This window comes from Microcoleus sp. Pol12A5, assembly GCF_036701435.1.
Taxonomy (GTDB): Bacteria; Cyanobacteriota; Cyanobacteriia; order Cyanobacteriales; family Microcoleaceae; genus Microcoleus.
Genome location: NZ_JAUBQU010000062.1, coordinates 1 through 25,570, shown reverse-complemented (window position 1 = coordinate 25,570; position 25,570 = coordinate 1). Strand labels below are relative to the sequence as shown.

General features: G+C 45.9%; 16 protein-coding genes and 1 pseudogene. 11 read left to right on the top strand and 6 right to left on the bottom strand.

Annotation, left to right across the window (positions count from 1 at the left end):
• Positions 1-61: 61 nt before the first annotated feature.
• From QUA45_RS17285 to QUA45_RS17270, 4 genes are all read right to left on the bottom strand, one after another.
• Positions 62-5,614 carry an AAA family ATPase gene (locus QUA45_RS17285; RefSeq protein ID WP_333221682.1) on the bottom strand — a complete coding sequence of 1,851 codons (5,553 nt, stop codon included), beginning with the start codon at positions 5,612-5,614 and terminating at the stop codon, positions 62-64.
• A 169-nt stretch (positions 5,615-5,783) separates the two neighbouring features.
• Positions 5,784-7,286, bottom strand: coding sequence for a UDP-N-acetylmuramoyl-L-alanyl-D-glutamate--2,6-diaminopimelate ligase (locus tag QUA45_RS17280; RefSeq protein WP_333221681.1), 1,503 nt, complete (start codon positions 7,284-7,286; stop codon positions 5,784-5,786).
• A 198-nt stretch (positions 7,287-7,484) separates the two neighbouring features.
• A complete protein-coding gene (locus QUA45_RS17275) occupies positions 7,485-7,790 on the bottom strand; it encodes a glutaredoxin family protein (RefSeq protein WP_333099249.1) in 306 nt (101 codons plus the stop codon).
• A gap of 90 nt (positions 7,791-7,880) precedes the next feature.
• Complete coding sequence (locus QUA45_RS17270; RefSeq protein WP_333076272.1) at positions 7,881-8,036, bottom strand: hypothetical protein; 156 nt, start codon at positions 8,034-8,036, stop codon at positions 7,881-7,883.
• Positions 8,037-8,118: 82 nt separating this feature from the next.
• Between QUA45_RS17270 and QUA45_RS17265 the strand changes: the two genes are divergently transcribed.
• The 3 genes from QUA45_RS17265 to QUA45_RS17255 all read left to right on the top strand — a co-directional run bounded on the left by QUA45_RS17265 (position 8,119) and on the right by QUA45_RS17255 (position 11,415).
• Positions 8,119-9,396, top strand: coding sequence for an ATP-dependent DNA ligase (locus tag QUA45_RS17265; RefSeq protein WP_333221680.1), 1,278 nt, complete (start codon positions 8,119-8,121; stop codon positions 9,394-9,396).
• Between the two features lie 92 nt (positions 9,397-9,488).
• Positions 9,489-10,064: a Uma2 family endonuclease gene (locus tag QUA45_RS17260; RefSeq protein WP_333221679.1), complete on the top strand. Its 576-nt coding sequence runs from the start codon at positions 9,489-9,491 to the stop codon at positions 10,062-10,064.
• A 109-nt stretch (positions 10,065-10,173) separates the two neighbouring features.
• The gene (locus QUA45_RS17255; RefSeq protein WP_333221678.1) at positions 10,174-11,415 is read left to right on the top strand and encodes an exonuclease SbcCD subunit D; all 1,242 of its coding nucleotides are present in this window, start codon (positions 10,174-10,176) and stop codon (positions 11,413-11,415) included.
• 84 nt (positions 11,416-11,499) lie between these two features.
• Here QUA45_RS17255 and fmt read toward each other — a convergent pair whose 3' ends face one another.
• On the bottom strand, positions 11,500-12,498 hold the full coding sequence (gene fmt / locus QUA45_RS17250) for a methionyl-tRNA formyltransferase (protein ID WP_333221677.1): 999 nt from the start codon (positions 12,496-12,498) through the stop codon (positions 11,500-11,502).
• A gap of 1,026 nt (positions 12,499-13,524) precedes the next feature.
• On the opposite strand from fmt, the gene QUA45_RS17245 reads away from it, so the two are divergent.
• The 8 genes from QUA45_RS17245 (at position 13,525) to QUA45_RS17210 (ending at position 25,399) form a co-directional block, all read left to right on the top strand.
• Positions 13,525-13,872: a hypothetical protein gene (locus QUA45_RS17245; RefSeq protein WP_333221676.1), complete on the top strand. Its 348-nt coding sequence runs from the start codon at positions 13,525-13,527 to the stop codon at positions 13,870-13,872.
• A 56-nt stretch (positions 13,873-13,928) separates the two neighbouring features.
• On the top strand, positions 13,929-15,269 hold the full coding sequence (locus QUA45_RS17240) for an ABC transporter substrate-binding protein (protein WP_333221675.1): 1,341 nt from the start codon (positions 13,929-13,931) through the stop codon (positions 15,267-15,269).
• Positions 15,270-15,832: 563 nt separating this feature from the next.
• A complete protein-coding gene (locus QUA45_RS17235; RefSeq protein WP_333099212.1) occupies positions 15,833-18,346 on the top strand; it encodes an MASE1 domain-containing protein in 2,514 nt (837 codons plus the stop codon).
• Between the two features lie 847 nt (positions 18,347-19,193).
• The gene (locus QUA45_RS17230) at positions 19,194-22,913 is read left to right on the top strand and encodes a response regulator (protein WP_333221674.1); all 3,720 of its coding nucleotides are present in this window, start codon (positions 19,194-19,196) and stop codon (positions 22,911-22,913) included.
• Positions 22,906-23,280: a response regulator gene (locus QUA45_RS17225; protein ID WP_006631823.1), complete on the top strand. Its 375-nt coding sequence runs from the start codon at positions 22,906-22,908 to the stop codon at positions 23,278-23,280. The genes QUA45_RS17230 and QUA45_RS17225 overlap by 8 nt, the downstream gene beginning before the upstream one ends.
• Positions 23,277-24,335 (top strand): adenylate/guanylate cyclase domain-containing protein, encoded by a 1,059-nt coding sequence (locus QUA45_RS17220; RefSeq protein WP_333062119.1) that lies wholly within the window; start codon positions 23,277-23,279, stop codon positions 24,333-24,335. The genes QUA45_RS17225 and QUA45_RS17220 overlap by 4 nt, the downstream gene beginning before the upstream one ends.
• A gap of 86 nt (positions 24,336-24,421) precedes the next feature.
• Positions 24,422-24,940 (top strand): Ycf51 family protein, encoded by a 519-nt coding sequence (locus QUA45_RS17215; protein ID WP_333221673.1) that lies wholly within the window; start codon positions 24,422-24,424, stop codon positions 24,938-24,940.
• A 147-nt stretch (positions 24,941-25,087) separates the two neighbouring features.
• Entirely contained in the window at positions 25,088-25,399 is a 312-nt protein-coding gene (locus tag QUA45_RS17210) for a hypothetical protein (RefSeq protein WP_333099209.1), read from the top strand.
• A gap of 46 nt (positions 25,400-25,445) precedes the next feature.
• On the opposite strand, the pseudogene QUA45_RS17205 reads toward QUA45_RS17210, so the two are convergent.
• A pseudogene (locus QUA45_RS17205) lies at positions 25,446-25,570 on the bottom strand (IS1 family transposase); the annotation flags it as partial.

The window sequence follows — 25,570 nt, the reverse complement described above, 5'->3', positions numbered from 1 at the left end:
GAGAAGAGAGAGCTCATTAATATCGGTCAACAACGGACAACTAACAACGGACAACTAATCTTTAATCAATTAAAATCTCAATGACAAACTCCGTTCCTTCTCCCGGTGAAGAAAAACAACTCAGTTTTCCGCCGTGTTTTTCTTCTACAATTTGACGTGCGATCGCCAGTCCCAACCCAGTTCCTTTGCCCACATCTTTAGTGGTAAATAGATGGTCGAAGATATGATTTTTTACCTCTTCTGACATTCCTTTTCCGTTATCGGCGATGGAAATTTTTACCTTTTCACTTTCTACTTTGGTCCGAATAGTGATGCGATTGGGATGGGATTGAATTTCGGCAAAACTCCGTCCTTGATTCGATTCTTCTAAGGCATCGATCGCATTTGCTAACAAATTCATAAATACCTGGTTTAATTGTCCCAAATAACATTTTACTTTGGGAATATTGCCGTACTCTTTAATGATTTTAATTTCAGGATGCTTGTCGTTCGCTTTCAGGCGATGGCGTAAAATCATCAAAGTGCTATTGAGGCCTTCGTGAATATTAGCCTCAACTTTATGGGCCGTATCGGCGCGAGAGAAAGTGCGGAGGGATGTGCTGATGTTTTTGATGCGCTCGCATCCTATTTTCATGGAACTCAGCATTTTGGGTAAATCTTCTACTAGATAATCTAAATCTATTTCCTCTGCTTTCTTAATCAATTCTGCTTCCGATGGAGGAAACTTTTCTTGATAGAGGCGCAAATAATCAATTAAGTCTTGGACTCCCGCATGAGCTTCATTAATGTTCCCGGCAATGAAACCAACCGGGTTGTTGATTTCATGGGCAACCCCCGCCACTAGATTACCTAATGCTGACATCTTTTCACTTTGGATCATTTGCATCTGAGTTTGCTGAAGTTCATTCAAAGTCTGCTGCACTTGGTGATAGAGACGGGCATTCTCCAGAGCGATCGCCGCTTGACTAGAGAGAAAATTTAGCACTAGGAGGCGATCGCGACTAAACACCCCACTCGTTATGCGATTTTCTAGATACAAAATGCCGACCAAATTCCCCTGATTTAGAATTGGTAAACCCAGCAAACTCTCTGGTTGGTGGTGCTCTAAATAATCGTCAATCACAGGCAGATCAGTTTTGGCGCGATCGATGACAACTGCTGCTAGGGTGTTTTTGACATACTGGATTAATTTAACGGGAACGGTGGGATTATTCTCTAGGGGTTCCGTTTGCAGGCTAATGTTTTCCCATGTAGCTATCGCCCGCACTTGCCATTGTTGATTTTGGTAGAGCATCAGTGCACAGCGATCGGCTCCCGAGTTTTGTAACATGGTTTGGGTGACAATTTGCAGCAACTCATCCAGGTCGATCGTGCTGGAAATCATTTGGGAGATTTGCAGCAGAGTCGAAAAATCTAGAGCATGGTTGATCGAGGTGCTTGAGGTAGTGTGCTGGGCGGTCGAATGAATTGAGTAGGTGGGATTGGTAAGGGTGGAAAGGGTTTCTAAAATAGTGAAGGGTTGGGCGCACTGTTGTAAGATGGGGCGCAGCAGATCGGGATAACGTTGTTCTAGTTCATCGGTTTTGGCTTTTGCTCCCCAGCGGGCGTAACAATAGTAGGCTTCCTGCATATAGCCTGCAGCGACTTTTTGTTTGCCCCAGCCGAGGTAGAATTTAGATGCGAGTTCGTTGGCTAAGGCTTCTTCGTTGAGGAATTGGTGTTCTTGGGCCAGAAAGATGGCGCGATCGTACAACTCAGCAGCCTGCCATTTTTGTTCAGCAACACGAGCCATCTCCGCCTCTAAAAGCAGAAATTTGGACAGACAGTTTTCAGGACAGTTGTGTGCCCAGATTTGAAGTTGTGCCCGATTATTCTGAACAAATTCTTGATAATCTTTTTGTTGTTTATGGGTGGATAATCCATAAAGTTGCAATACAGTCAAAGACTGATAAAAACAATGCAGAACACGTTGAAATTGCCCATATAGTGCATTAGAAAACTCTCCCCCCGCTACTAACATTTCATAAGCTTTAGCATACTCACCATAGGTGAAAAACAAAAATGCTTTAGCGAAATAGTAAGTGCTACTGCCATAGCCATAGCCAATTTCATTGAACGTTGCTAGCGCCGATTCTTCATCAAATGTTTCAGAGCTAAGGCTATACTTCCCTATCGTTAGCCCTTGCAAATTCTCTAGGAGCTTGCACTGAAGAATGAGGGCAAAAGCTGTCGTAATCTCCGTCCGTTCTGCAAAGCTGATGTACTTTTCATGTCGAGCCAGCAAACTGTGAATATCGCTTGATACGATCGCCTGCTGCCAGAAACTGAACAGAGCACTGTGATGACACCAAGAAAAATCTCCTACCTCCATTGCCCCCTGATAAGCAGCTTGTTGCAGAACAAGATTGGAACTGACGTGCTTGCGCCAGTGGTTGATAAAGTTGCCGAACGACATATAAATTTTGCCATTCAGGGTGGTGTTATTAAATTTTTCATTCACCTTCAACCCTAAAAGTCCAAACTCATAGCCCAGTTCATAGTCTTGAAAGCGTTGGCAGAGAATTGTCCCATACCAAACATAAACAAAACCCGCCACATTTGTATTCCCGTATTGCAAACAGAGATTGGTCATGTGTAAAACAACCAACACTAACAACTCCTGATTAGTTAGGTAAGTGGGCGGTACCATGTTCATCAGCAGTTTGATCGGCATCTGGCGTTCTTCATCAACAATGAGTGGTGCGTCAATTAGTCCTGCAACTGCGCGCTGATTTAAGGTTTTTTTAACTTCCAGAGCCATCCCTTCTAACTCTTCTTCATTTGGCATAATCGCCAGTTCTAAGCCTAACAGTTTCAGCCCTGCGATTCCTACCTGAATCGCCTTTTGATATAGTGCCTTATTTTGATAATGCGTTAACTGAATTGCAATAATCTTGGCTTTATCAAGGCTAGATTTTGCATGACTAAATGCGGTTTTAATTAAAATTTCAGCTTCTTCAAAATTACCTGCTAAAAATTCAGCTTCAAGACTTTCTAAATATACAGTAAATGTTAATCTATAGGCAGATTCCCATTTATTTTTGGGTAGGAAACTTAAACCGAAAGCGAGATATTTTGTAGCCGACTCATAAGCAGTTGACATTTTAGCTCTCTGCCCTGCCAAGAGGCTAATCTTAGCTAGCTTAGTTCTTTCTTCCTGCTGCGTTATTAGCTCCGAGCCAATGATAAAATGATTGATAATATCGAATACTTCTTCTCCTCTTTCAACTTCTGAGAAATTCGGAAGAAGTAACTGTCCAATTTTGAGATGGGTTGCTTGCTTTTGGTCATCAGGAATTAATGAATAAGCAGCTTGCTGAACCCGATCGTGTAGAAACTTGTAGTGAGGTAATTGAGCGGCGGTATTTGGCAAGTTGGGGGTGCTTTTCCCTTCTTCTTTCCCTATATAAAACTTGTAAATTTCACTGGTTGGTAAGATGAATCCTTCTTGCAATGATTTCCATAAATCCGCAGCAGTTTCTTCCGGCGACTTCTCGCTGACTACCGCCAATGTATTCAAATCAAACTGCGCTCCTATGCACGCAGCCAACTTCAGCACATCTTGAGTTTCTGGCGGCAACTTCTGCAACTGCACCGCCATAAACTCCACTACATCATCGGTGATAGTTAGGGCTTTGACTTTGGCGATATCGCACTGCCACCCCCCTGTTACCCCCCTGTGTCCTCCCCTGATAAGGGGAGATGTTACCCCCCTCTCTTCCCCCTGGGTAAGGGGAGTGGGGTCAAATGCAATCAGCCCATCTTCCTGTAGCGCCCTGAGAAATTGCGTGGCAAAAAATGGATTGCCTTTGGTTTTTTGATAAACTAACTCGGTTAATGGTTGAGCAAGAAGGATCTCGCACGAGAGCGTATCTGCTATCAGATCGTTAATATCGGCTTTACTCAGAGGTTCCAAGGTAATAGTATTTACCGTTACTTGGGATTTTTCCATCTCTGCTACTGCCAACATAAATGGATGAGCCGGAGATACTTCGTTATCTCGATATGCCCCAATTACCAGCAAATTCTGACTATCTTTTTCACTCATCAACACTTGCAAAAGCTTCAGAGATGCTGAATCTGACCATTGCAAATCATCCAAAAAAATCACTAAGGGATGTTCTTTTGTGGCAAAAATAGAAATAAATTTTTGAAATAGTAAATTGAAACGATTTTCGGCGGCACTTCCCGAAAGTTCAGAGACAGGCTGTTGTTTCCCAATAATTCGTTCCAGTTCGGGAATTACTTCTACAATAACTTGACCGTTTTCGCCAAGAGCATTGATAATTTTCCTTTGCCATCGTTCTAGCTGAGCGTCGCTTTCTGAGAGTAATTGCTCCATTAAATCTCGGAAGGCTTGCACAAAAGCACTAAAGGGAATGTTACGTTGAAATTGGTCGTATTTGCCTTTGATAAAATAACCGCGTTGCCGAACTATGGGTTTGTGAATTTCGTTGACTACAGCGGTTTTCCCAATGCCGGAAAATCCGGCTACTAGCATCATTTCGCTGCGGGATAAGTTCGAGTCACGCCAGTCCTCATTAATCAAGGCGAGGTCTTCTTTTACCTCTTGCTTCTCGGTTCCAGGCTCTTCTGTAGAACGAGATTTAGAGGGGTTTGCTACTCGATCGAATGCTGCTAATAATGCAGCGACTTCGGTTGCTCGACCGTAGAGTTTTTCAGGTATGATAAAGCGATCGCAAAAATCTCGCCGCCCAATGGCAAAACTCTCTATTTTACCTGTCTCATTGAGTTGTTGCCAACAAGTTTTTAAATCTGCTTTCAGTCCTAATGCACTCTGATAGCGACATTCGGCATTTTTTGCCATTAATTTGCTGACCATCTCCGAGAGAACAAGGGGCATTTCAGGATTAATTTCACGTACAGATGGCGGGTGCTGGGCAATATGACAGTGGATCAATTCCATCGGATCGCTCGATTGAAATGGCAATTTTCCTGTCAGCAATTCGTAAAAAGTTACACCTAATGAATAAAAATCTGTACGGTAGTCAAGGCCGCGATTCATTCTTCCTGTTTGTTCGGGAGATAGATAGCTGAGTGTTCCTTCAATTACGTTGGGACTCATCAGTGTTTGAGTTTCTCGCGGCAGCAAAGATGCAATACTAAAGTCAATGAGTTTGACTTGTTTAGTATCAGGATTTATTAAAATATTGGCGGGTTTAATGTCTTTGTGAATGATGCGGTGGCGGTAAAGTATATCTAATGTATTGCTTAGGTCGATCGCAATTTGGAAAAAATCAACCAGAGATTGCACGGTTTTTCCTTTCCCCGTCCATTCCTTCAGAGAAATTCCCCCGAAGTCTTCCACAATCAGCGCATAGCCGTTGCGGTAGGGTTCCAAGCTGTAGGTTTGGATGATTCCGGGCAAATTTAGGTTTTTGGCGATCGTGTATTGATTGCGAAAATGCAAGAGTTCGCTGAAGCTGGGATACTCGTTTCGCAAGACTTTGATGGCGATCGGTTTTTGGTCTGAGAGGCGAGTTCCGCGATAAACTAGGGTGCGAGTGCCTGAATAAATTCGAGCGAGAATTTGATAGCCAGTTAGTTCTATCATAACAATAATTATTTTGCTGTTAAAATATTTTGTTTTACTATTATAATCTAGTGCAAATCAGATTCTAGCTTCGTATTAATACTTAAAAATATAACAAATTTCGCAGCCCGCGAACAACTAACCGTTAACAGTTAACCGAATTCGGTTAACCGTTAACAGTTAACCGAATTCATTTAACTGAATTCATTCTGGCTTTTAAGGCATCTCGCGCTTGTTCTCGATCGTCAAAATGGACTTTTTCGGTGCCCAAAATTTGATAATCTTCGTGTCCTTTCCCTGCAATCAGCACGCCATCTCCCGGTTTAGCGTCCATAATAGCAGTGCGAATTGCAGCGGCTCGATCGCACATCACGATCGGCTTTACTGCGGCGGGAATTCCTGCTAAAACATCCTCCAAAATGCGATCGGGATTTTCAGTGCGCGGATTGTCGGAAGTAACAACCGCTAAATCGGCTAATTGTGCAACGATTTTACCCATGATCGGCCGCTTAGTGCGATCGCGATCGCCGCCGCAGCCAAACACGCAAATCATCTGACCCGGAATAAACGGCCGCGACGCCTTCAACAAGTTCTCCAAACTGTCGGGAGTGTGGGCATAATCGACAATAACGCTAATATCTTGGTCGGGACTAATTTGCACCCGTTCCATCCGTCCCGGAACTCCCGAAAACTGAGATAATTTCTCCACAATTGCGGCCAAATCTAAACCCAATTCTAAAACAGCACCGACAGCAGCCAACATATTTGATAAATTGAACTGACCGACTAAAGGCAAAGAAAAAGCAGTTTCACCCTTCGGAGTGTGCAGCATTCCCTTAACTCCGTTCGGCTGATACTCCAAATCAGAAGCATACAAATCTGCCGTTTTCAAAACAGTGCTGTAACTCCAAACTTGGTCAGATTTTAGGTTCTCAAATATCCGCTTACCGTAGGGGTCGTCAATATTAATTACAGCACGATTGGCGAGGTAATTAGAACCGAATAAAAGCGATTTCGCTTCAAAATAATCTTCCATATCACGGTGATAATCTAGATGATCTTGAGTCAAGTTTGTAAAGACAGCAACTTCAAAGCTACACCCCAAAACTCGCTGCTGTGCTAAAGCGTGGGAACTGACTTCCATCACCCCGTGTTTGCATCCGGCTGCTACAGCTTCTGCTAATTGTTTTTGCAGGTCAACCGCAAAAGGTGTGGTGTAAAGTGCAGTTTGTTGGAAGCCCGGCCAGCGAGTGTAAAGCGTGCCAAAAATCGCCGTCGGCAACTGCATTTCATTGAGCAAAAATTCGATTAAATGAGTTGTTGTAGTTTTGCCGTTAGTCCCGGTAACGCCGACAAGTTTTAATTTGCTAGCTGGATTGCCGTAAAAAGCAGTGGCTATTTGACCGCAAACTTGAGCCATATCGGCTGCTGCGATGACGCAATTACCCCTGTCTTCCGAAGGTGTTTTCTCGGCTGCTTGGGTGGAAATTATGGCGGCAAGTGCACCAGATTCGATCGCACTTTGCCAAAAATCTCCCCCATCTACGCGCGTTCCCGGCATTCCCAAAAATAAATCTCCAGCCTGACAAGCGTGGGAATTAGTGGATAAACCCTTGACTTCGGCATCGAGGGCGGGATGTTGCGCGTCAAAGGAAATGCTGGGAACTGCTGCTAATAATTCTCTCAATTTCATCTGAAAAACTCCTCGCTTGAATGTCTTGAATATGACTGGCGGAACACATTGTTTGAGCCACAATCTACAGGTTTTTGCTGTGCGCGGTGCAAACTCTAGGTTTTTTTATGCGCGGTGTAAAACCTATCGGCCTAGATTAAGCTGCACACCGAGTACCCCGAGGTCAGGATTAAAACCTGAGTTTTTGGGTAAATCGTATTATTGTGACGGATCGATTTGCAAATATTTCTGTAACATTTGCTCCAATTGGCCGACACTACAGCGGGGAGAAGGACGGGGTAACAGTTCTTCAGCGGAGAATGCAGCCTCGCCAGTAGAATTTTTTGACTGAGGCTGCACTTTAAACAAAACTGGAACTTCGTACTGATAAGCTTGAAACCAGTCCTCGCGTTCAGTAATATCTCTGACTTCGAGTTGAAACTTGACGCTTTCAATCTGTTCGAGTTTTTCTTGCAACCCTTCGCACAAGTGGCATCCGGGTTTGCTGTACAAAATCAATCGCATCATAACAGTAAGATTAAACTCGATCTTAAATTCTGAAATGTCCGATCGCAAGTTGGCGAACCAAACGCGAGTAAGACGCAACTCACGGCTTTATTGGTCGCAATGAGCGATCGAAGTTATCTTAGCATTGGCAGCCAACAGATTACCGCGCTTGACTATCTCTTTCTTCTCTTCCTCTGTGCCCTCTGCGCCTCTGCGGTGAAAAAATAAATCTAGTTCACCAATGAAAGAGTTAAATTTATTCACACCATCTAATTGTCAAATTAGACTTGACTAATAAATCAATCTTTAGTATAGTGTATAAATAGCCCTACATAAAGGAGGCAGTATGGACTGCACCGAATACGCAGAAGCCAAGCGAAAAGCAGCTAAAAAAATTAGCGCCGACATTCGAGAACGCTGGAACAATCGCATCGTGACGCGAGGATTGCACTTGATGGGAGAAGCGGGTGCAGTGCAGTATTTGGCTGATTACGGGCGCGGAATTGGTACGGCAAAAGTTATTGGTTTTGCACTGTGCGCGGAGTCGGAAGGATACCCCGAAATGGCTTTTGGCTTTTGGAAAAGAGCGTTTGAATTGGAAACGGGAGAAAAGCCGATCGTCCTCAATACTCCAAACAATTCTACCGCCGATTTCGCTCCTGCTAAACAATCAACTTCCGCCTCAATAATAGAAACTGCCAATAATCCCATTTTTGCAGAATTGCCACCGCACTTACAGCCGGGAAGGATTGTCACCATGCAGCCGGTGGACGCGCCGAGTGAACGTTCTTATTACATCGAAAACCCCGATTATTGCGGACAGCCAAAGCGCGACGGCAATCGAGTAGTGGTCATTGCGACGCCAGATAAAGTATACTACCAATCGCGATCGACTAACCTGCGACAGCAAGCATCAATTGAGATCGATCGCACATTAATCGACACAGCCGATAAAATTGGCACCTTTGTTTTAGACGGCGAACTGTATTACAAAAGCTGTACGGGTAGCGAACACCGCACCGGCGCGCAAGCTGCTACAGTTAATATTGAAAGCGGTTTTCCGACAATCCAGCCCAGCGCAATTTATGCCATTTTTAAAAGTTTGTTTTTCAAAGGCAATGATTTAACTGCCGTGGCAGAATCCGAACGAATTGCAGCGGGAGTTGAAGTTGGCGAAAGGCTGGCGAATTTATCCCCAGCCTTTGAAGTTGTACCGACATTTCGCACCACCGCCGAAAAAATCATCCTGGCAAATCAGCAGGAATCTGAAAATAAAGAAGGCGAAGTTTGGGTGTTGCACAACTGCCAGTATGTCGGCGGCAAAGATGTTAAGAAATATTCGATGGTGAGAACTAAATACTGTCAAGAACACGATTTGTTTATTGTGGGTTTGACGGCGACAAAAGTTGCGGGGCGGCCGTTTAGCGCCGTCAAAGTAGCGCAAGAAATTGATGGCAAATTAGTCCCAGTAGGAACCGTGGGAACCGGGTTTAGCGGGGAGGAAATGCAGGAAATTGCCCGACTCTACGAGGCTAACCCCAAAAGTGTCAAAATTAAAGTGCGATCGCAGGGTTTGACAGAAAGCGGCAAACTGTGGCACGCCAGATTTCTGGAGTTTTGTTAAATTTGTAGGGAAACGGCAGTGACGTTTCCCCGCCGGGTATGCGATTATTAACCAATAGTGTCAAATAAATAAAAATATCGGAGGAAACCTCAATGTTTGTTAGCAAAAATAATTTCTACATTTCTCCAGAAGAGTACCTAGAAGGCGAGCGAGTAAGCCCGATCAAACACGAATACAGACGCGGACACGTTTATGCAATGACAGGGGTAAAAAAGCCTCACATTATTATTGCGAGCAACTTAGTAAGGCGACTGGGAAATCACTTAGATAACACCGACTGCTTAGTTTTATCATCAGATATAAAAGTCCGACTGGAAGAGGCAAATTGCTATTACTATCCTGATGTAGCGGTGACTTGCGACGAAAGAGATACAAGTTCTACTCAAGACTTCATTTTATATCCATCTTTGGTAGTTGAGGTATTGTCGCCCTCAACAGCAGCTTTCGACAGAGGCGATAAATTTGTCGATTACCAAACTGCATCGAGTTTGCAAGAATACGTGTTAATCACTCAATCCGAAATCAAAATTGAATGTTTTAGACTCAATGCTGAGGGAAATTGGGTTTCTCAGACTTACCGACAAGGAGATGAGTTAGAGTTAACGAGTATAGATTTTCGCTGCCCGATCGCACAAGTTTACCAAAAAGTACCCGGCATCATATTGTGATGTATGAAAAACAAATTTATTTGGGTCGCAGTCAAGAATGCAAATCCTTCTTCTGAGGACTTCCGTCCTCACTACGAACCGAAATGATAGCTAACAAATAGAAAAAACAATGATTAAAATCTTACACCTTTCAGATATTCACATGGGAAGCGGCTTTTCCCACGGGCGGATTAATCCAGAAACCGGTTTAAATACGCGGCTGGAAGACTTCGCTGCGACGCTGAGCAAATGTATGGATAGAGCAATTTCTGAACCCGTAGATTTAGTTATATTCGGCGGCGATGCTTTCCCGGATTCGACGCCTCCACCGTTTGTAAAAGAGGCTTTTGCTTGCCAATTCAGCCGCTTGGTGGAGGCGCAAATTCCGACTGTTTTGCTAGTAGGAAATCACGACCAACATTCTCAGGGACAAGGCGGTGCGAGTTTGGGGATTTACCGGACTTTGGGGATACCTAAGTTTATTGTAGGCGATCGCCTGGACACTCACCTCATTCAAACCCGCAGCGGGCCCGTACAGGTGGTAACATTACCTTGGTTGACTCGATCGACCTTAATGACACGTTCCGAGACTGAAAGCCTGTCTATGGGCGATGTTAACCAATTATTAACCGAAAAACTGACGATCGCCATGGAAGGCGAAATCCGTCGCCTCAACCCCGACATACCAACCGTACTTTTAGCGCACTTAATGGCAGATAAAGCAAGTCTTGGCGCCGAACGTTTTTTAGCAGTTGGCAAAGGTTTTAACATACCCGTTTCCATGCTAACTCGCCCTTGTTTTGATTATGTCGCTCTCGGCCACGTTCACAAACATCAAAATCTCAATGCTTCCAACAATCCGCCCGTAATTTATCCAGGAAGTATCGAACGAGTTGATTTTAGCGAAGAGAAAGAAGATAAAGGTTTTGTGTTAGTTAATTTGGAACGGGGAAAAGCGGAGTGGGAATTTTGCACATTGCCAGTGCGGGTATTTCAGACTATTAAAGTGAATGTTTCCGAATCTGAAAACCCCCAAGCCGAGTTAGTTAAAGCTATTGGCAAGAAGGAAATTAAAGACGCAGTAGTTAGATTAATTTACCAATTGCGATCGGAACAATTAGATTTAATTGACAACGGAGAATTGCACGCACTTTTAGGCGAAGCGCACAGCTACACAATCCAACCGGAATTAGTCAGTCAGCTAGCGAGGCCGCGGTTGCCAGAATTGAATGCTAATAATAGTATAGAACCGTTAGAAGCTTTGAAAACTTATTTAGCAAGTCGCGAAGATTTGAAAGATGTTGCTGAGAGTATGTTAGAGGCGGCGCAGGGTTTGTTGGGCGACGCCGAGGAAGTTTTGGTCGAATTTTAGGTCAACTGTCGCGCATCTAATTACAAGATGATTTTGCTTCCAAATATTGTGGGGTGGGCAGGATGCCCGCCCTAAACATACAATTTAACCCGCAAAAACTTCCCCCACCGCCAACCGAGTTCCGTTGGCAAAATCCACCCCAGACTGCACCTTTTTCCCCGCCAACTGCACCTCCCGCAACAATAATAAACCATCGCCAGTTTGGACGATCGCCCCCAAGCCCTTCACAACCTTAACAACTTCCCCATTTGCGCCCGACAACTGGGCTAAAACAGGCCATTCGCGTTCCAAAACTCTCAAATCCGCTGGCATTTGCAGCCAATATTCCGGCCCGACGGGTACAGTAGCTATCACCTTCAAAGAATTGCCGCGAAAAGTAGTCGTGCAATCCGGGAAAAATCCCCTAACTTGATTGTGAAGGGCGATCGCACTTTTCGACCAATCCAGCACATAATCTGCACTCTTAATCATCGGCGCATAAGTCGCCTCAGCATCATCTTGAAGAACAGCTTTAACTTCTCCATCCCTCAACCTCACCAAAGTTTCTATCAACAAATCCGCCCCAACTTCCGCCAACCTATCTGCTAAAGAATCAGCATTATCCAACAGTGAAATACCAGCAAAAGCCTTCAATAGCATAGCCCCAGTATCCATGCCAGCATCCATCAGCATAGTAGTAATTCCTGTTGTCTTTTCCCCGTCATAAAGACAGCGCTGAATCGGTGCGGCACCGCGATACTTCGGCAAAATTGAACCGTGAACGTTAACGCAAGCAAAACTAGGAATATCCAGAATTTCTTGAGAAAGAATTTGGCCGTAAGCCACCACCACAAACACATCCGCCTCCGCTTCCCGCAATTTGGCAATTGTTTCCGCATCCTTCTTAATTCGGTGCGGCTGCCAAACCGGGAGACTGTGATTTAAAGCCACATCTTTTACAGGTGAAGGCATCAATTGATTGCCCCTTCCCCGGCGTTTGTCCGGCTGAGTCACCACACCCACAACCTCAAATTCTGGATGACTCAGCAAACTGGATAAAGTAGGAACAGCAAAATCGGGAGTGCCAAAAAAGACAATTTTCATAGATTCTTAGTTATTAGTAAGTAGTCCTCAGTCATGACTGATTAGTTATCAAGTAGGTAATGGCAAAAACCAAAGTATATTGTAGAGACTCTTAAACACGTAGGAGCTATGATACAAGCTAGTTTATGAGTGTTTTTACCCACCGAGTTCATGTAATTTTTATTTTTCAGATCGAATAATAGTAGTTTGCTCCTAGATTATACACTTCGAGAATAGTTCCGACTTGTGCGATCGGCAAAAAGGATCTCGATTGGTACTCAGGTACAGCCCGACTCGAACGATCCAAAGCAATGGGTTTGATAGACACAACCACATTTGCATCCGTTCTTCCTAAGTTAACTATAACTGTTCTACACTAAGAATAATCATCTAATTTACCTTTGTCACTGCTAATCTCAATCTTATCATATCTTTCCAAACAATAAAAAAACGTCTAATCTCCTGCTTAAACTCAGCCGCAGCTTATTTGCAGACACCGCCGAAAAATAAAAGTTTCTTCATGAAGTCACCAATCCCCAAGCTTTTAATCCTGCTATCTTGTGAGTACAACCCAAATTAACATAAAACCCATTTACTGTCGAAATTGCCGTTTATTGGCAACCGCAATTTTTAGATAGATTAGCCTTAGAATCACAGTCGGTAAAACATTCCTTACATCAAGCAGGACATTACTAATGTCTCGACTTTTCGTCAATTTTAGCCGCCTCAATTTTGTTAACAATATCCCCGTCAATTAAACTAATCTTAGATATGTGCACCGCCCCCGAAGGAAAAAGTATATTTGCTTGGAAAACCTTAAAGCCAGAATTGCTGTTGCGCAACGAAGTCATAGGTAAACGCATAGGAATGCCGATCTCAAATTTAAAACCCTGCCAAATTAAACCATCCCTCGCCACTAACGTCGATTCGATTCAAAAATACTTACCGAGAAAATACCACCAACTGCTATTTTAGTAATAGTAGAGGCTCCTTATGCTGGTCAGTCACTCTTAGCAAAAGGAGACAAAGCACCCCGATGCTTTCATAATGTCACCATCAACCGCAATGGCAACCGAAAAAAAATTTTTAGCCAATTCTGCTAAAATTGTAGCGCGTTCAGGTTATCTTGCATACAGGAACTGCACTTATTCAACCGCAGAAAACGAACAAGTCAACGAATGGCTGTTAAGCAAATTCCCAGAATTTGGGTCAGTCACTGTTCCTCATTTAGAAAAATATCGATCGCACCTGACAGAAAGTCCTTGCTATCGGATGTGGCCGCAAGATAAACTAGGAGCAGGAGCTTTCACCGTTTTGTTTCAAAACACCTCGGACGGAGAGAGAAATCAGCTACCAGCTGATTTTCGAGATTTAGCTCTTTTTACCAAGATCTAACTATCCGCATCCATCTGCGGTTTAAAAAAATCTTCTTACCTGAATCTAACTAACAAATGATTTTATCCCGATTATCCAAAGCAATTAAAAGACCACTCAAAATAGCCTTCGGCATTTTAATTACCTTAAATCTGCTAATATTAAATGGCTGTCAAAACAGCACTACCCCAACCTCAAAAAATGGGGAACCGATCGAACTTACGCTCTGGCACGGCATCAATCCTCCACCAAATCGCGACGTATTTCAAACCCTCACAAACCAATTCAACAAAACCCATCCCAACATTCAAGTTAAACCAGTTTATATAGGTCAGCCAGACCAACAACTGCCCAAGATACTAACAGCAGTAGTTGGAAATGCACCACCGGATTTGCTTTGGAATGCTGCCACAATTTCAGGAAAACTCGCAGAACTCAACGCAATTCAACCCTTAGAAAACTGGCTCAACAAATCGCCCCGGAAAGCGGAAATCTACCCGGCACTGTTCGAGTCAATGGAACTCGGCGGACACACTTGGTCAGTTCCTCTAGCGACAAACAACGTCGCCATATTTTACCGTCCCAGCTTATTTGCAGCAGCAGGAATCAAAGAAGTGCCACAGAATTGGACGCAATTAAAGCAAGTAGCCCGATCGCTCACGCAAGACACCAACGGAGACGGCCACACAGACCAACACGGCATAGTGCTCCCCCTAGGCAAGGGAGAATGGACAGTATTTACCTGGCTGCCTTTTATGTTCAGCGCAGGCGGCGAACTCAAAGGCAAAATACCTCAAAGTCCTGTACCCCAAATAGATAATCCCGGTTCTCACGCCGCCTTAGAATTGTGGAGTGACTTGTTAACAGAAGGTTCAGCAATATTGTCAGCACCCGAACGCGGTTATGAACTCGACAACTTCATCGCCGGGAAAGTCGCCATGCAAATCACCGGGCCATGGACGCTAGCACAGTTGCAGCAAAGCGCGATCGACTACGCAGCAATGCCTTTACCGATTCTCAAACGCCCCGCAGCCGTTGTAGGGGGTGAAAACCTATTTTTAATGAAAACCTCGCCAGAACGACAGCGAGCAGCCCTAGTATTCTTAGAATACGTTATAGGTGAAGAATTCCAAACAGCATGGGCATTGGGAACCGGTTATTTGCCCATTAACTTAAAATCGAGACAGAGCCAAGCTTATCAAAGCTTTGTGGAAAAAAACCCTGTTTTGCGAGTATTTTTAGAACAAATGAACTCAGCCAGAGCGCGACCGATTATATCAGGTTACTCCCGCCTGTCAGAGAACCTCGGTCGCGCCATAGAGGCAACCCTTCTGGGCCGCAACCCCCAAGACGCTCTTAAAGAATCTCAAGAGCGTTTGACACTAACCTTAGATATTGCAACAGCCAAAGAGAAATAGACAATAAAAAATATTTTTTATTGCCTGTAAATAATCCGCTTTCACTGTATTCGAGCGAAAGACTGAAAGCCTCGATTGATGGGTTAAAAATCTAGTGAAAATTACGAGCGCCTGCACTTCTAATCAGAAACCGTGTTGCTTGCCCCAAACTGACGTAAAACAGATATTTTACGTCGCTCTTATTTGTATTTTAGGTATGGTAGGTATTATCGATCGTGATGCAAGATGTTAGGGTAAATAGAGTTACGATCGCCAGACACAAAAAGACACCCGCTCTCGCTCGGTAATAAAATTTTAACAAAAACCAAAAATTTACAAACCAATTGCTTAGCCATTAGAGATATATTTACAAAAAAGCGATACTCCCGAAATTCATGGGCAGAGTTGAGGAAACAAAAAAACCGCTCCCTCAACGGCACTACAAAAAGTTAGCTCAAAAGCTTCTCCCACTACCTACCACCCATGACCTACCATCACCTAATAGAAACATTTTCTCTACCTCGTGCCTGTCCCGTGCCACCTACTGAGATCCCAACAACCGTCCACCTTTTCCCCAAACGACCATGCAGACAAAGTTCCTTAATGCAATCAAAGGACATTCCTGGCGGTACTTCCTCGCAGTAGGCGCGATCGCCCTGGTCTACTATTGGGCGTCGCAATTCGCCATTTCCACCCTCACCCTCAGTTCAGAAATTTACCCGATGTGGCCAGCCGCAGGAATTGCCCAAGTCGCCCTGCTGCTGTTTGGGCGACAACTGTGGCCGGGAATCGCGATCGGAGGCTTCCTGTTCAGCATGAGCGTACCGTCGGCCAACATCGGCACGGCATTGATCTCGGCAGGCGCCAGAACCCTGCAAGCGTGGACGGGAACTTATCTACTTCAGGGCATTAACTTTAGCGCCAGGCTCGATCGGCTCAAAGACGTTTTAGGAATAGTCGGACTAGCAGCCTTGGGATCTACCCTGATCAACTCCACCATCGGCAGCATCGTCGTATGCCTGACCGGTTTATCGAGGTGGAGCAATTTTGGCACGATTTGGGGGACTTGGTGGGTGGGAGACGCTATGGGAATTGTGCTCGTTGCCCCGCTGCTACTGACGTGGCAGCAATTGCCCAAAGTCCCCACCCATCGCAAACAGATAGCTGAACGAGCGATTTGGCTGCTGCTGCTACTAGCACTCGGCTGGCTCGTCTTCTGCTCCCGCACCCGCGCCGCCTACGCCCGCTATCCCCTCGAATACTTACCATTTCCGCTCGTAGTTTGGGCTGCCTTTCGATTCGGTCAGCGCTACACGGCCCTCTCCAACCTCATCCTCTGCGGCTTCGCAATTTGGGGTATCGCCCGAGGCAGCGGCCCCTTCCTCAAGCACGCCAGCAGTATCCCCCAAGCACTGTTATCCCTGCAAGCCTTCATCGCCGTCATCGCCGTCACCGGCTTAGTCTTAGCTGCCACCGTCGCCGAACGTCACCAAGCAGAAGCCTCCCTGCGCGCCAGCGAAGCCAGCCTCGCTAACGCCCAACGCATCGCCCAGCTAGGCAACTGGGACTTAGACCGCAACGCCCAGCAATTGCGGTGGTCAGAGGAAATTTACCGCATCTTGGGACAGGAACCGGGAACTTTTGAACCCAGCCTGGAAGCCTTCTTAGAATACGTGCACCCTGAAGACAGAGAATTAGTCAAAACCTCGATCGAAGCGGCTTTATTTCAGCAACGGCCTTACAGCATCGACTACAGGCTCATACTCCGCGACGGCAGCAACCGCACAGTCTACGAACAAGCCGCCGTCACCTCCCTCTACATCACCAGCACCGTCCAAGACATCACAGACAGAAAGCAAGCCGAAGCCGCCCTGCGTTCTTCAGAAGAAAGATTTTCCAAAGCTTTTCACGCCTCCCCAGTCGGCATCAGCATCTGCACCCTCACAGACGGATGCTTCCTCGATGCCAACGAAAGCTTTTTGCGCTCATTAGGCTGGTTGCGGCATGAATTTATCGGCCGCACCGCCAACGACTTAGGAATATTCGTCAATTCAGAAGACGGGGAGCGGCTCGCCCAGATTGTGCAATCACAAAATTCGATCAGCAACCAAGAAATCAAAATTCGCACCAAAGCCGGCGAAGTGCGCGACTGGCTGCTGTCAGTCGAACTCATCCACCTCGGCAACACTCAGTGCGTTTTAATCATGACCACCGACATCACCGAACGCTTGCGTTCCGAAGAATTCCGCCGGGCCGCAGTAGCCGCCGAAGCTGCAAATCGCTCGAAAAGCATTTTTCTCGCCAACATGAGTCACGAACTCAGAACCCCCCTCAACGCCATCATCGGCTACAGCGAGATCCTGCAAGAAGACGCCCGAGACCTCGGTGCCGAAGAGTTCATCGACGACCTCCAGAGAATTAACACGGCCGGTCAGCACCTACTCGCGCTGATTAAAGATATTCTCGACTTGACCAAAATAGAAGCAGGGCGCACCGACTTGCACGTCGAAACATTCACCATTTCAACTCTGGTTGAGCAAGTAGTAACCACGATCGCGCCGATGGCAGACAAAAATAGCAATATCCTAGAAATACAATGCCCCGAGGATATTGGCTCGATGCAGACCGACTTGACTAAACTCCGGCAGTCTCTGCTCAACATCCTCAGCAATGCCGCGAAATTTACTTGCTCCGGCGCGATTACCTTCGCCGTTACCCGATCCGTCGAAACCCCCGCCGACGCTGCAAAGAAAGGCAAAAAACTTGGAGCGTATAGAGGAGGTGGCCAAGCTGAAAATAGCTTGTCTCTCTTATCTTCCGCTCAAGATTGGATCATTTTTACGGTCAAAGATACCGGCATTGGCATGAGTCCCGAACAGTTAGCCAGAATCTTTGAGCCTTTCACGCAAGCCGATTCTTCAACTACTAAAAAGTACGGCGGCACTGGCTTGGGGCTGACGATTACTAAGAAATTCTGCGAAATGATGGGCGGAGACATTACTGCATTAAGCGAGTTGAATAAAGGTTCTATTTTTACCATTCGGCTGCCAGCTATTTTCACAGACCTTTCGATCTCAACCGAAAAGTCTGACGAATAATATTTTTTTTACAGTTATTTTCGATGCCTGCAACTTTTGTTGACCTCTCCAATTCGCTGCTTATTTCGCTAGCAGAGCGGGAGATTTTGCACACAATTCCTCACATGATAAACTTAGTTTTGTAGAAGTTTTTATATATAGTAATTTTAGGTTATTAGTAATAATAATAACCCCCACCCCAATCCTACCGGCATCCTTATGAGGGAATAATAAATTTCCCAATAATTTAAAATTACTATAGAGGTACAAGATTAAGGCGGGTTAGATCACCCTAATTAATTGATGAGTAAATACGAAAAGTGCTGAAATCGTTTCCGCTGGGATTGGAATAATAAATTTTCCTGTCCAGTAGCCTCGTCCGCGATCGTTTTTTGGCGGCAACCTAGTTTTTGAGGCTAAGTTCACTTGATTAATATTCCGAATAGTTTTTCTATAGCTCAAAGACTGATTCTCGCTTGACATTGATTGAATCTGGATAATTAAATTAATGTCAGATCCACCCTTGTCTTGAATTTAATTAGACTTTTTTATGAGCCTTGCCCCGCGTAAGCTTGTAGTATCGTTACCCAAACTTTCCTGAGTATTGACTGGATAAGATGATATTATTATTTTTGAGCGTGCTGCCGACATTCAGAGGATTGGTGAGTTGAAAAACCTTAAAAGTTCGGAGAATTTATAATTAGGGCAGTTTGAAAGATTTTGGAGAGGAGACAGGATCCCTCGGCTTCTCAATAAAACCTGTGATAGACTTCGATCCCGTACTTGTCCCCTAACGGTATACCTACGTATATATACTATTAATTAAAAAGATATACTGTAGAAAGTTGCTTACAAAGCGCCAGAAAATATGCACCCCCACCTCCAGCGCCAACTCGAACAGCTCGGTTTAGTCGGCGAGTCTCCCCCTCCCACTGCTGAGCAGTGGCAGCTTTTATTAGAGCAGGTAAGTTGTAGCTATGAGCGAGTTCAGAGTCAGCAAGAACTTCAGCAGGAAGATTGTTTTAACTTGGAGACGGTGGCATTAAAGGATTTAACTGACTCGCCCCAGTCCCCTCAAGACTCTCCAACAGCTTCAGAATTCGATCGACTGCGGGCGATTGTCAACAGTTTGGGGGCAGGATTGTGTATCCTTGACGCGAAGGGCTGTGTAATCTCGGTGAATGCAGAGGCAGAACGATTGCTGGGGTGGCGAGAATCGGAACTTGCAGGCGTTTCTCTGCTAGAGCGCATCGGGAAGCAAAATAAAGGCAACAAATCCCAAGTTTTGACGGCTCCGAAACAGTCGCCCAGCAAGAGTGAAGATAGGCCGATCGCACCTACACTAGATTTACAAGAGGCGATCGCTTCCAGTCAACCTTCCAGCAATTGGGACGACGAGTTTTTGTGTCGCGACGGCAAGATTTTACCCGTTTCCTATTTTTTCCATCCCGCAGTTGAGGGCAGCGAAATATCAGTCTTGGTGTTTTTTGGCATTTTTGAGATTAGAGAACACAAGCAATCGCTCTCGATACTGCAAGCAGTTCTAAAATCTACAGATGCAGGAATTCTGGCGGTTGACATAAACGGCAATATATGTAAATATAATCAGAAATTTCTAGAGATGTGGGGTTTGTCCGCCAGCCAAGGAAAGTTGAGCCGATCGACCTTGGGTACACTCAAAAACACGCTCAAAACAGGATTCCCCTTCGACAGGGAACAATTAAAGTACCCGCAAAGATTTCTCGAAAACGCGATCAAAGTGTCGGTAGATTCAGATACTAAAATCAGCGAATTATTAGAATTCAAAGACGGAAAAATTCTTGAATTAAATTCGTTGCCATCAAAAATCGGAGCAAAAACAGTCGGTAGAGTCTGGAGCTTTCGAGACGTTACCGAACTCAAAAAACTAGAACAATCTTTGCAGTATCGAATAGAATTCGCTCAGTTGATTGCCAGTTTGTCAACCCATTTCATCACCCAGCCATTATCAGAAATAGACAAAGGCATCGATCGAACCCTGGAAGCGATCGCTACCTTGAGCGGGTTTGACCGCAGTTACATCTACCTGTTATCAGAAGACAAAACCCGCGCCGACAAAACCTACGAATGGTGCGGCGAAAGCATTCTGCCAGTCAAAGACAGCACCGACAAACAAATAGACATCGCACAAATCCCTTGGATCGCAGAAAAACTCGATCGCGCCGAATGCCTTTATATTTCAGAAATCGGCGAACTCCCGCCCCCAGCAATCGCCGAAATAGCCTATTTTATAGGTCAAAATAAAACCGAATTCCAGACAGATTCCCCATCCCAAACAGTCAATCAAAAAGCAACCGCCTTAATACCTTCGATGGGCGCTGCCCTAAATAATTTAGAATTAAAAAAACAGATAAAAAATATTCAATCGCTGATAATTATTCCCCTAATTTGTAGTAAAAACCTAGTAGGATTTATCGGATTCGAGGGCATAAAGCAAATAGCAGGCCGAGCAACCGAAATATCCACACAGCTAAAAATGGTAGGAGAAATGCTCGCCAATGTCCTAGAGCGCAAGCGAGCAGAAGCAGCCTTGAGACAATCCGAAACAAAATACCGCAGCATCTTTGAAAACGCAGTCGAAGGCATATTCCAGACAACGCCGACCGGGCACTACCTCAGCGGCAATAGCGCACTAGCCAGAATTTACGGCTACGAATCCTGTACCCAAATGCTCGCCGAACTCACCGATATCAACCGCCAATTTTACGTTAACCACAATCGGCGCGCCGAGTTTATGGCCCAATTGGGTGCGCGCGGCCAAGTGTCAAAATTTGAATCTCAAATATACCGCCGAGACGGTAGCACGATCTGGATTTCTGAAAACGCGCGCAGCATCTGCGACGAAAACGGCAGCGTTTTGTACTACGAAGGCACAGTCCAAGACATCACCGATCGCAAACACGCAGAATCGGCTATGCAGTTGGCCCTAGAAGCAGCAGAATCAGCCAACCGGGCAAAAAGCACATTTCTCGCTAACATGAGCCACGAACTTCGCACACCCCTCAACGCCATCATCGGCTACAGCGAAATGCTTCAAGAAGAAGCCGAAGAATTGGGGAGTTGCGAATCCGTCCCCGACCTCGAAAAAATCTGCAGCGCCGGCAAACACCTGCTGTCACTGATTGACGACATCCTAGATATTTCTAAAATTGAAGCAGGCCGAATGGAGCTCTACTTAGAAAGCTTCGACATCCATACCTTAATTGAAAGTGCTGTTGCTACGGCCAGGCCACTGGTCGAGAAAAACGGTAATACCCTAGAAGTGTACTGTCCAGACAACCTCGACACCATGCACGCGGACATGACCAAAGTGCGGCAAGTGCTGCTTAACTTGCTCAGCAACGCTGCCAAGTTCACACAAAACGGGAGAATTGCGATCGGAGTGGAAAGGATTAAAAATGAACAATTAAAAATGAAAAATCAAGAGGAATCTTCCCAAATTTTAATTTCCAACTCCGAATTTTTAAGTTTCCGCGTCGCCGATACCGGCATCGGCATGACACAAGAGCAATTGCAGCGAGTTTTCCAACCTTTCACCCAAGCTGATGCCTCGACTACCCGCGAGTACGGTGGCACCGGTTTGGGACTAGCAATCAGCCAGCGCTTCTGTCAGATGATGGGCGGCAGCATTGAGGTCAGCAGCACCTTGGGCGCAGGCACCACTTTCACCGTGCTCTTGCCCAAAGCCATCAAACAGCCGGAAATCCCCAACAAAGTCCACGACAGCACGAACCCTCCGGAGGCACCCGCTGTCGGCACGGTGCTGGTAGTGGACGACGACCCGATCTCGCGGGATTTGATCGAGCGCACCCTCGCTCGCCAAGGACTGCACGTAGAAGTCGCCGGCAGTGGCGAGCAAGCTCTCCGGCTCGCTAAGCAACTACGGCCAGACGCCATTACCCTGGACGTGATCATGCCCGGAATGGACGGCTGGGCGGTACTTTCAGCGCTGAAAGCCGATTCTGACCTTGCCGAAATTCCCGTAATCCTGCTATCCTTTGTGGGCAACAAAAGTCTCGGCTTTGCATTGGGTGCCTCGGACTACCTCACCAAACCAGTGGACGGCAAACGGCTGGCTGCCTTGTTGAACAAGTACCGACGCGACCAAGACGGCGTTGCAAGTAACAATTTGACCTGTCAGATTCTAATTGTGGAAGATGACGTTGCCACGCGCGAAATACTGCGATGCGTACTAGAAACACAAGGCTGGGCAGTAACGGAAGCTGACAGCGGACGCGCTGCTCTCGATCGGCTAAAAGTTGCTCGCCCGCACCTGATATTACTGGATTTGATGTTGCCAGAAATGGATGGTTTTGAGTTGATCGGGGAAATTCGCAAATCACATTCGGGAGATCCTATACCGATTGTTGTGATTACCGGGAAAAACTTGACACCGGCCGAAAGCCAGCAGCTAAACGGCTACGTCGAGCGGGTGCTACAAAAGGGAGTCTACAGTTGCGATACTTTGTTGCGCGATGTTCGCTCTATAGTCAATAACAGGTTCGATCGCAGGTACGACTCGAAAGGCAAGGAGAACACCAATGGCTAAAATCCTGTTGGTCGAAGATAACGAAATGAACAGGGATATGCTTTCCAGGCGTCTGGCCCGCAAGGGACACGAGGTCTTTATTGCTGTTGACGGTGCTGAGGGAGTGTCGATGGCGCTCGCGAAAGTACCAGATTTGATTCTGATGGATATGAGTCTGCCGGTTCTAGACGGCTGGCAAGCAACGCAGCAAATTAAGGCTGCTCCTGAAACTAGCAGGATTCCGGTGATTGCGCTGACGGCTCACGCAATGGCGGGCGATCGTGAAAAGTGTCTTGCCGCAGGCTGCAATGACTACGACACTAAACCGGTCGAGTTTCCTCGACTTTTGGGTAAAATTGAAACGCTTCTCAAAGAGGCCATGACATGAAAGGTGATGAGGGCAGCGTGCTGGTTGTTGACGACAATGAGGTAAACCGCGATTTGCTGGCCCGCCGACTTCAGCGTCAAGGCCATGTGGTGACTGTTGCTGAAGATGGTCTCCAAGCTCTGGAAATGTTGCGAACAGAGCCTTTTGATTTGGTGCTCCTAGACATTATGATGCCGCAAATGAACGGCTATCAGGTGCTCGAAAGTCTGAAGGCGGACGAGAATTTGCGCTACATCCCGGTGATTATGATTTCGGCGGTGGACGATATCGACAGTATCGTCAGGTGTATAGAGTTGGGGGCGGAGGATTATCTTTCTAAACCGTTTAATCCGGTATTGCTCAAGGCTCGGATTAGCGCTTGTCTGGAAAAGAAGCGGCTGCGGGATAAGGAACAGGCGTATTTACATGAGTTGGCTCAGGAAAAGGAAAAGTCCGAGCGTTTGCTGTTAAATATTTTACCGAAGGCGATCGCGCAGCGCCTGAAACACGGGGAAATTACGATCGCAGACAGTTTCGCTGAGGTAACAGTGATGTTTGCCGATTTGGTCGGTTTTACTAAGCTTTCGGCTCATTTATCGCCGGCCCAATTGGTGGAGTTGCTCAACGAGATTTTTTCCGCTTTTGACGAGTTGGCCGAGCGCTACGGACTTGAGAAAATTAAGACGATCGGCGATGCTTATATGGTGGTTGGCGGTTTGCCGACGCCGAGCGACGACCACGCCGAGTCGATCGCCGAAATGGCGCTGGAAATTCAAGCAGCGATGACTAAGATACATACCAAGGGAGGTCAGCCGCTCAGCATCCGCATCGGCATCCACACAGGCCCGGTAGAAGCTGGGGTAATCGGTACAAAAAAATTTACTTACGATTTGTGGGGAGATACGGTAAATACAGCTTCCCGGATGGAATCTCAAGGCGTCCCCGGCAGCATTCAGGTGACAGTTGCTACCTACGAGCGCCTGCGGGGTAAGTACGTTTTTGAGGAGCGCGGCGTGATTCCAGTGAAGGGCAAAGGCGATATGATGACTTATCTGCTTGTGGCCCGAAACGCTTAATTAATCATTGGGCATTGGGCATTTGCCCGCGCAGGGCATCGGGTAGGGGTAACTAATATCAACAGTCAACAGTCAACAGTCAACAAATGAACGTAAATTCTAACCTTTTAATGTACGCCCAATGGGCGGGAATTCTAACAGTAGCCTTGGCTATTCTAACTGTTATAGCATTTATCTTCAAATGGGGTTTTCGCTTCCGATTGGTAGGAGTGACAAGCTTTATGGGCGTGATTGCTGCCAGTATATTCGGTCTCGGTTTGGGACTGTTTTCCCGCACAGAAATTCCAGGTGCGGTGCGCTATTCTTTAGTTTACGATACAGGTGGCGCTCAAACAGTAGTTACTGTGCCGCCTACAATCACCGAATCGGAATTAGAAGCAACGATGCGGCAAGCGGCTGCGGATTTGTACTCTCCAGGGCGCTCTGGGCGGGGCAGAGACTACATGACCATCCGGGTTCGTACAGTTGTACATCCTGAACCTGGGCTGTCGCAGCCGCTGTTTTTGGGCGAAGTGAGACGATCGCTCGCGAGTCGTTATGATGACAAAATGGCGATCGAAATCTTCCCCGAAAAAGTTGCCATTCTGAAAAAATATCAAGCCTAAAAGTAGTGATTGTTGGGTGCGCGATGTGCACCCAGCCTTTTGCATAGATTCGATCGCTCTTCTTAAAATTATCTGCGTTAATCCCTGTTTATCTGCCTTAAATCTGCGGTTGAGCCTATAAAAACCAAAAAATACTAAAAAAAATTTATGACTCAAAATACAGAACAACTACTAAAAGACCTCTACAACGCCTTTAACCCATCTTCTCCTTTACCAGCAGGCGACCCGCAATATGTTGACTGTGGGGAAGTGCGAGGAGATGACAATATTACCCTAGACTTGGGCCTCAACATTGAGCGTTCAGAACCGATGACTTGCCAGTTGTATGCAGGACATCGCGGTGCTGGAAAATCAACGGAATTGCTGCGGCTACAGCAACACTTGAACAACAAAGGTTATTTTGTAGTTTATTTCGCGGCTGACGCGGAAGATATCAATCCCGAAGAGGTAGTGCCCTGAAGGAAAGGATCAAGAGAATTAAACTTAATTCAAAGAAAGTAGGCGTTTAGAGTTGTAAATTAGCATTGTAATGATGCACAAAGCGCCAAATAGCAGCAATATGATTTTCTAATTTTTTAGAGAAGGCTAAGCTCTTTCTTACCAATCGAGACACTCGTTGTCGAATAGTAC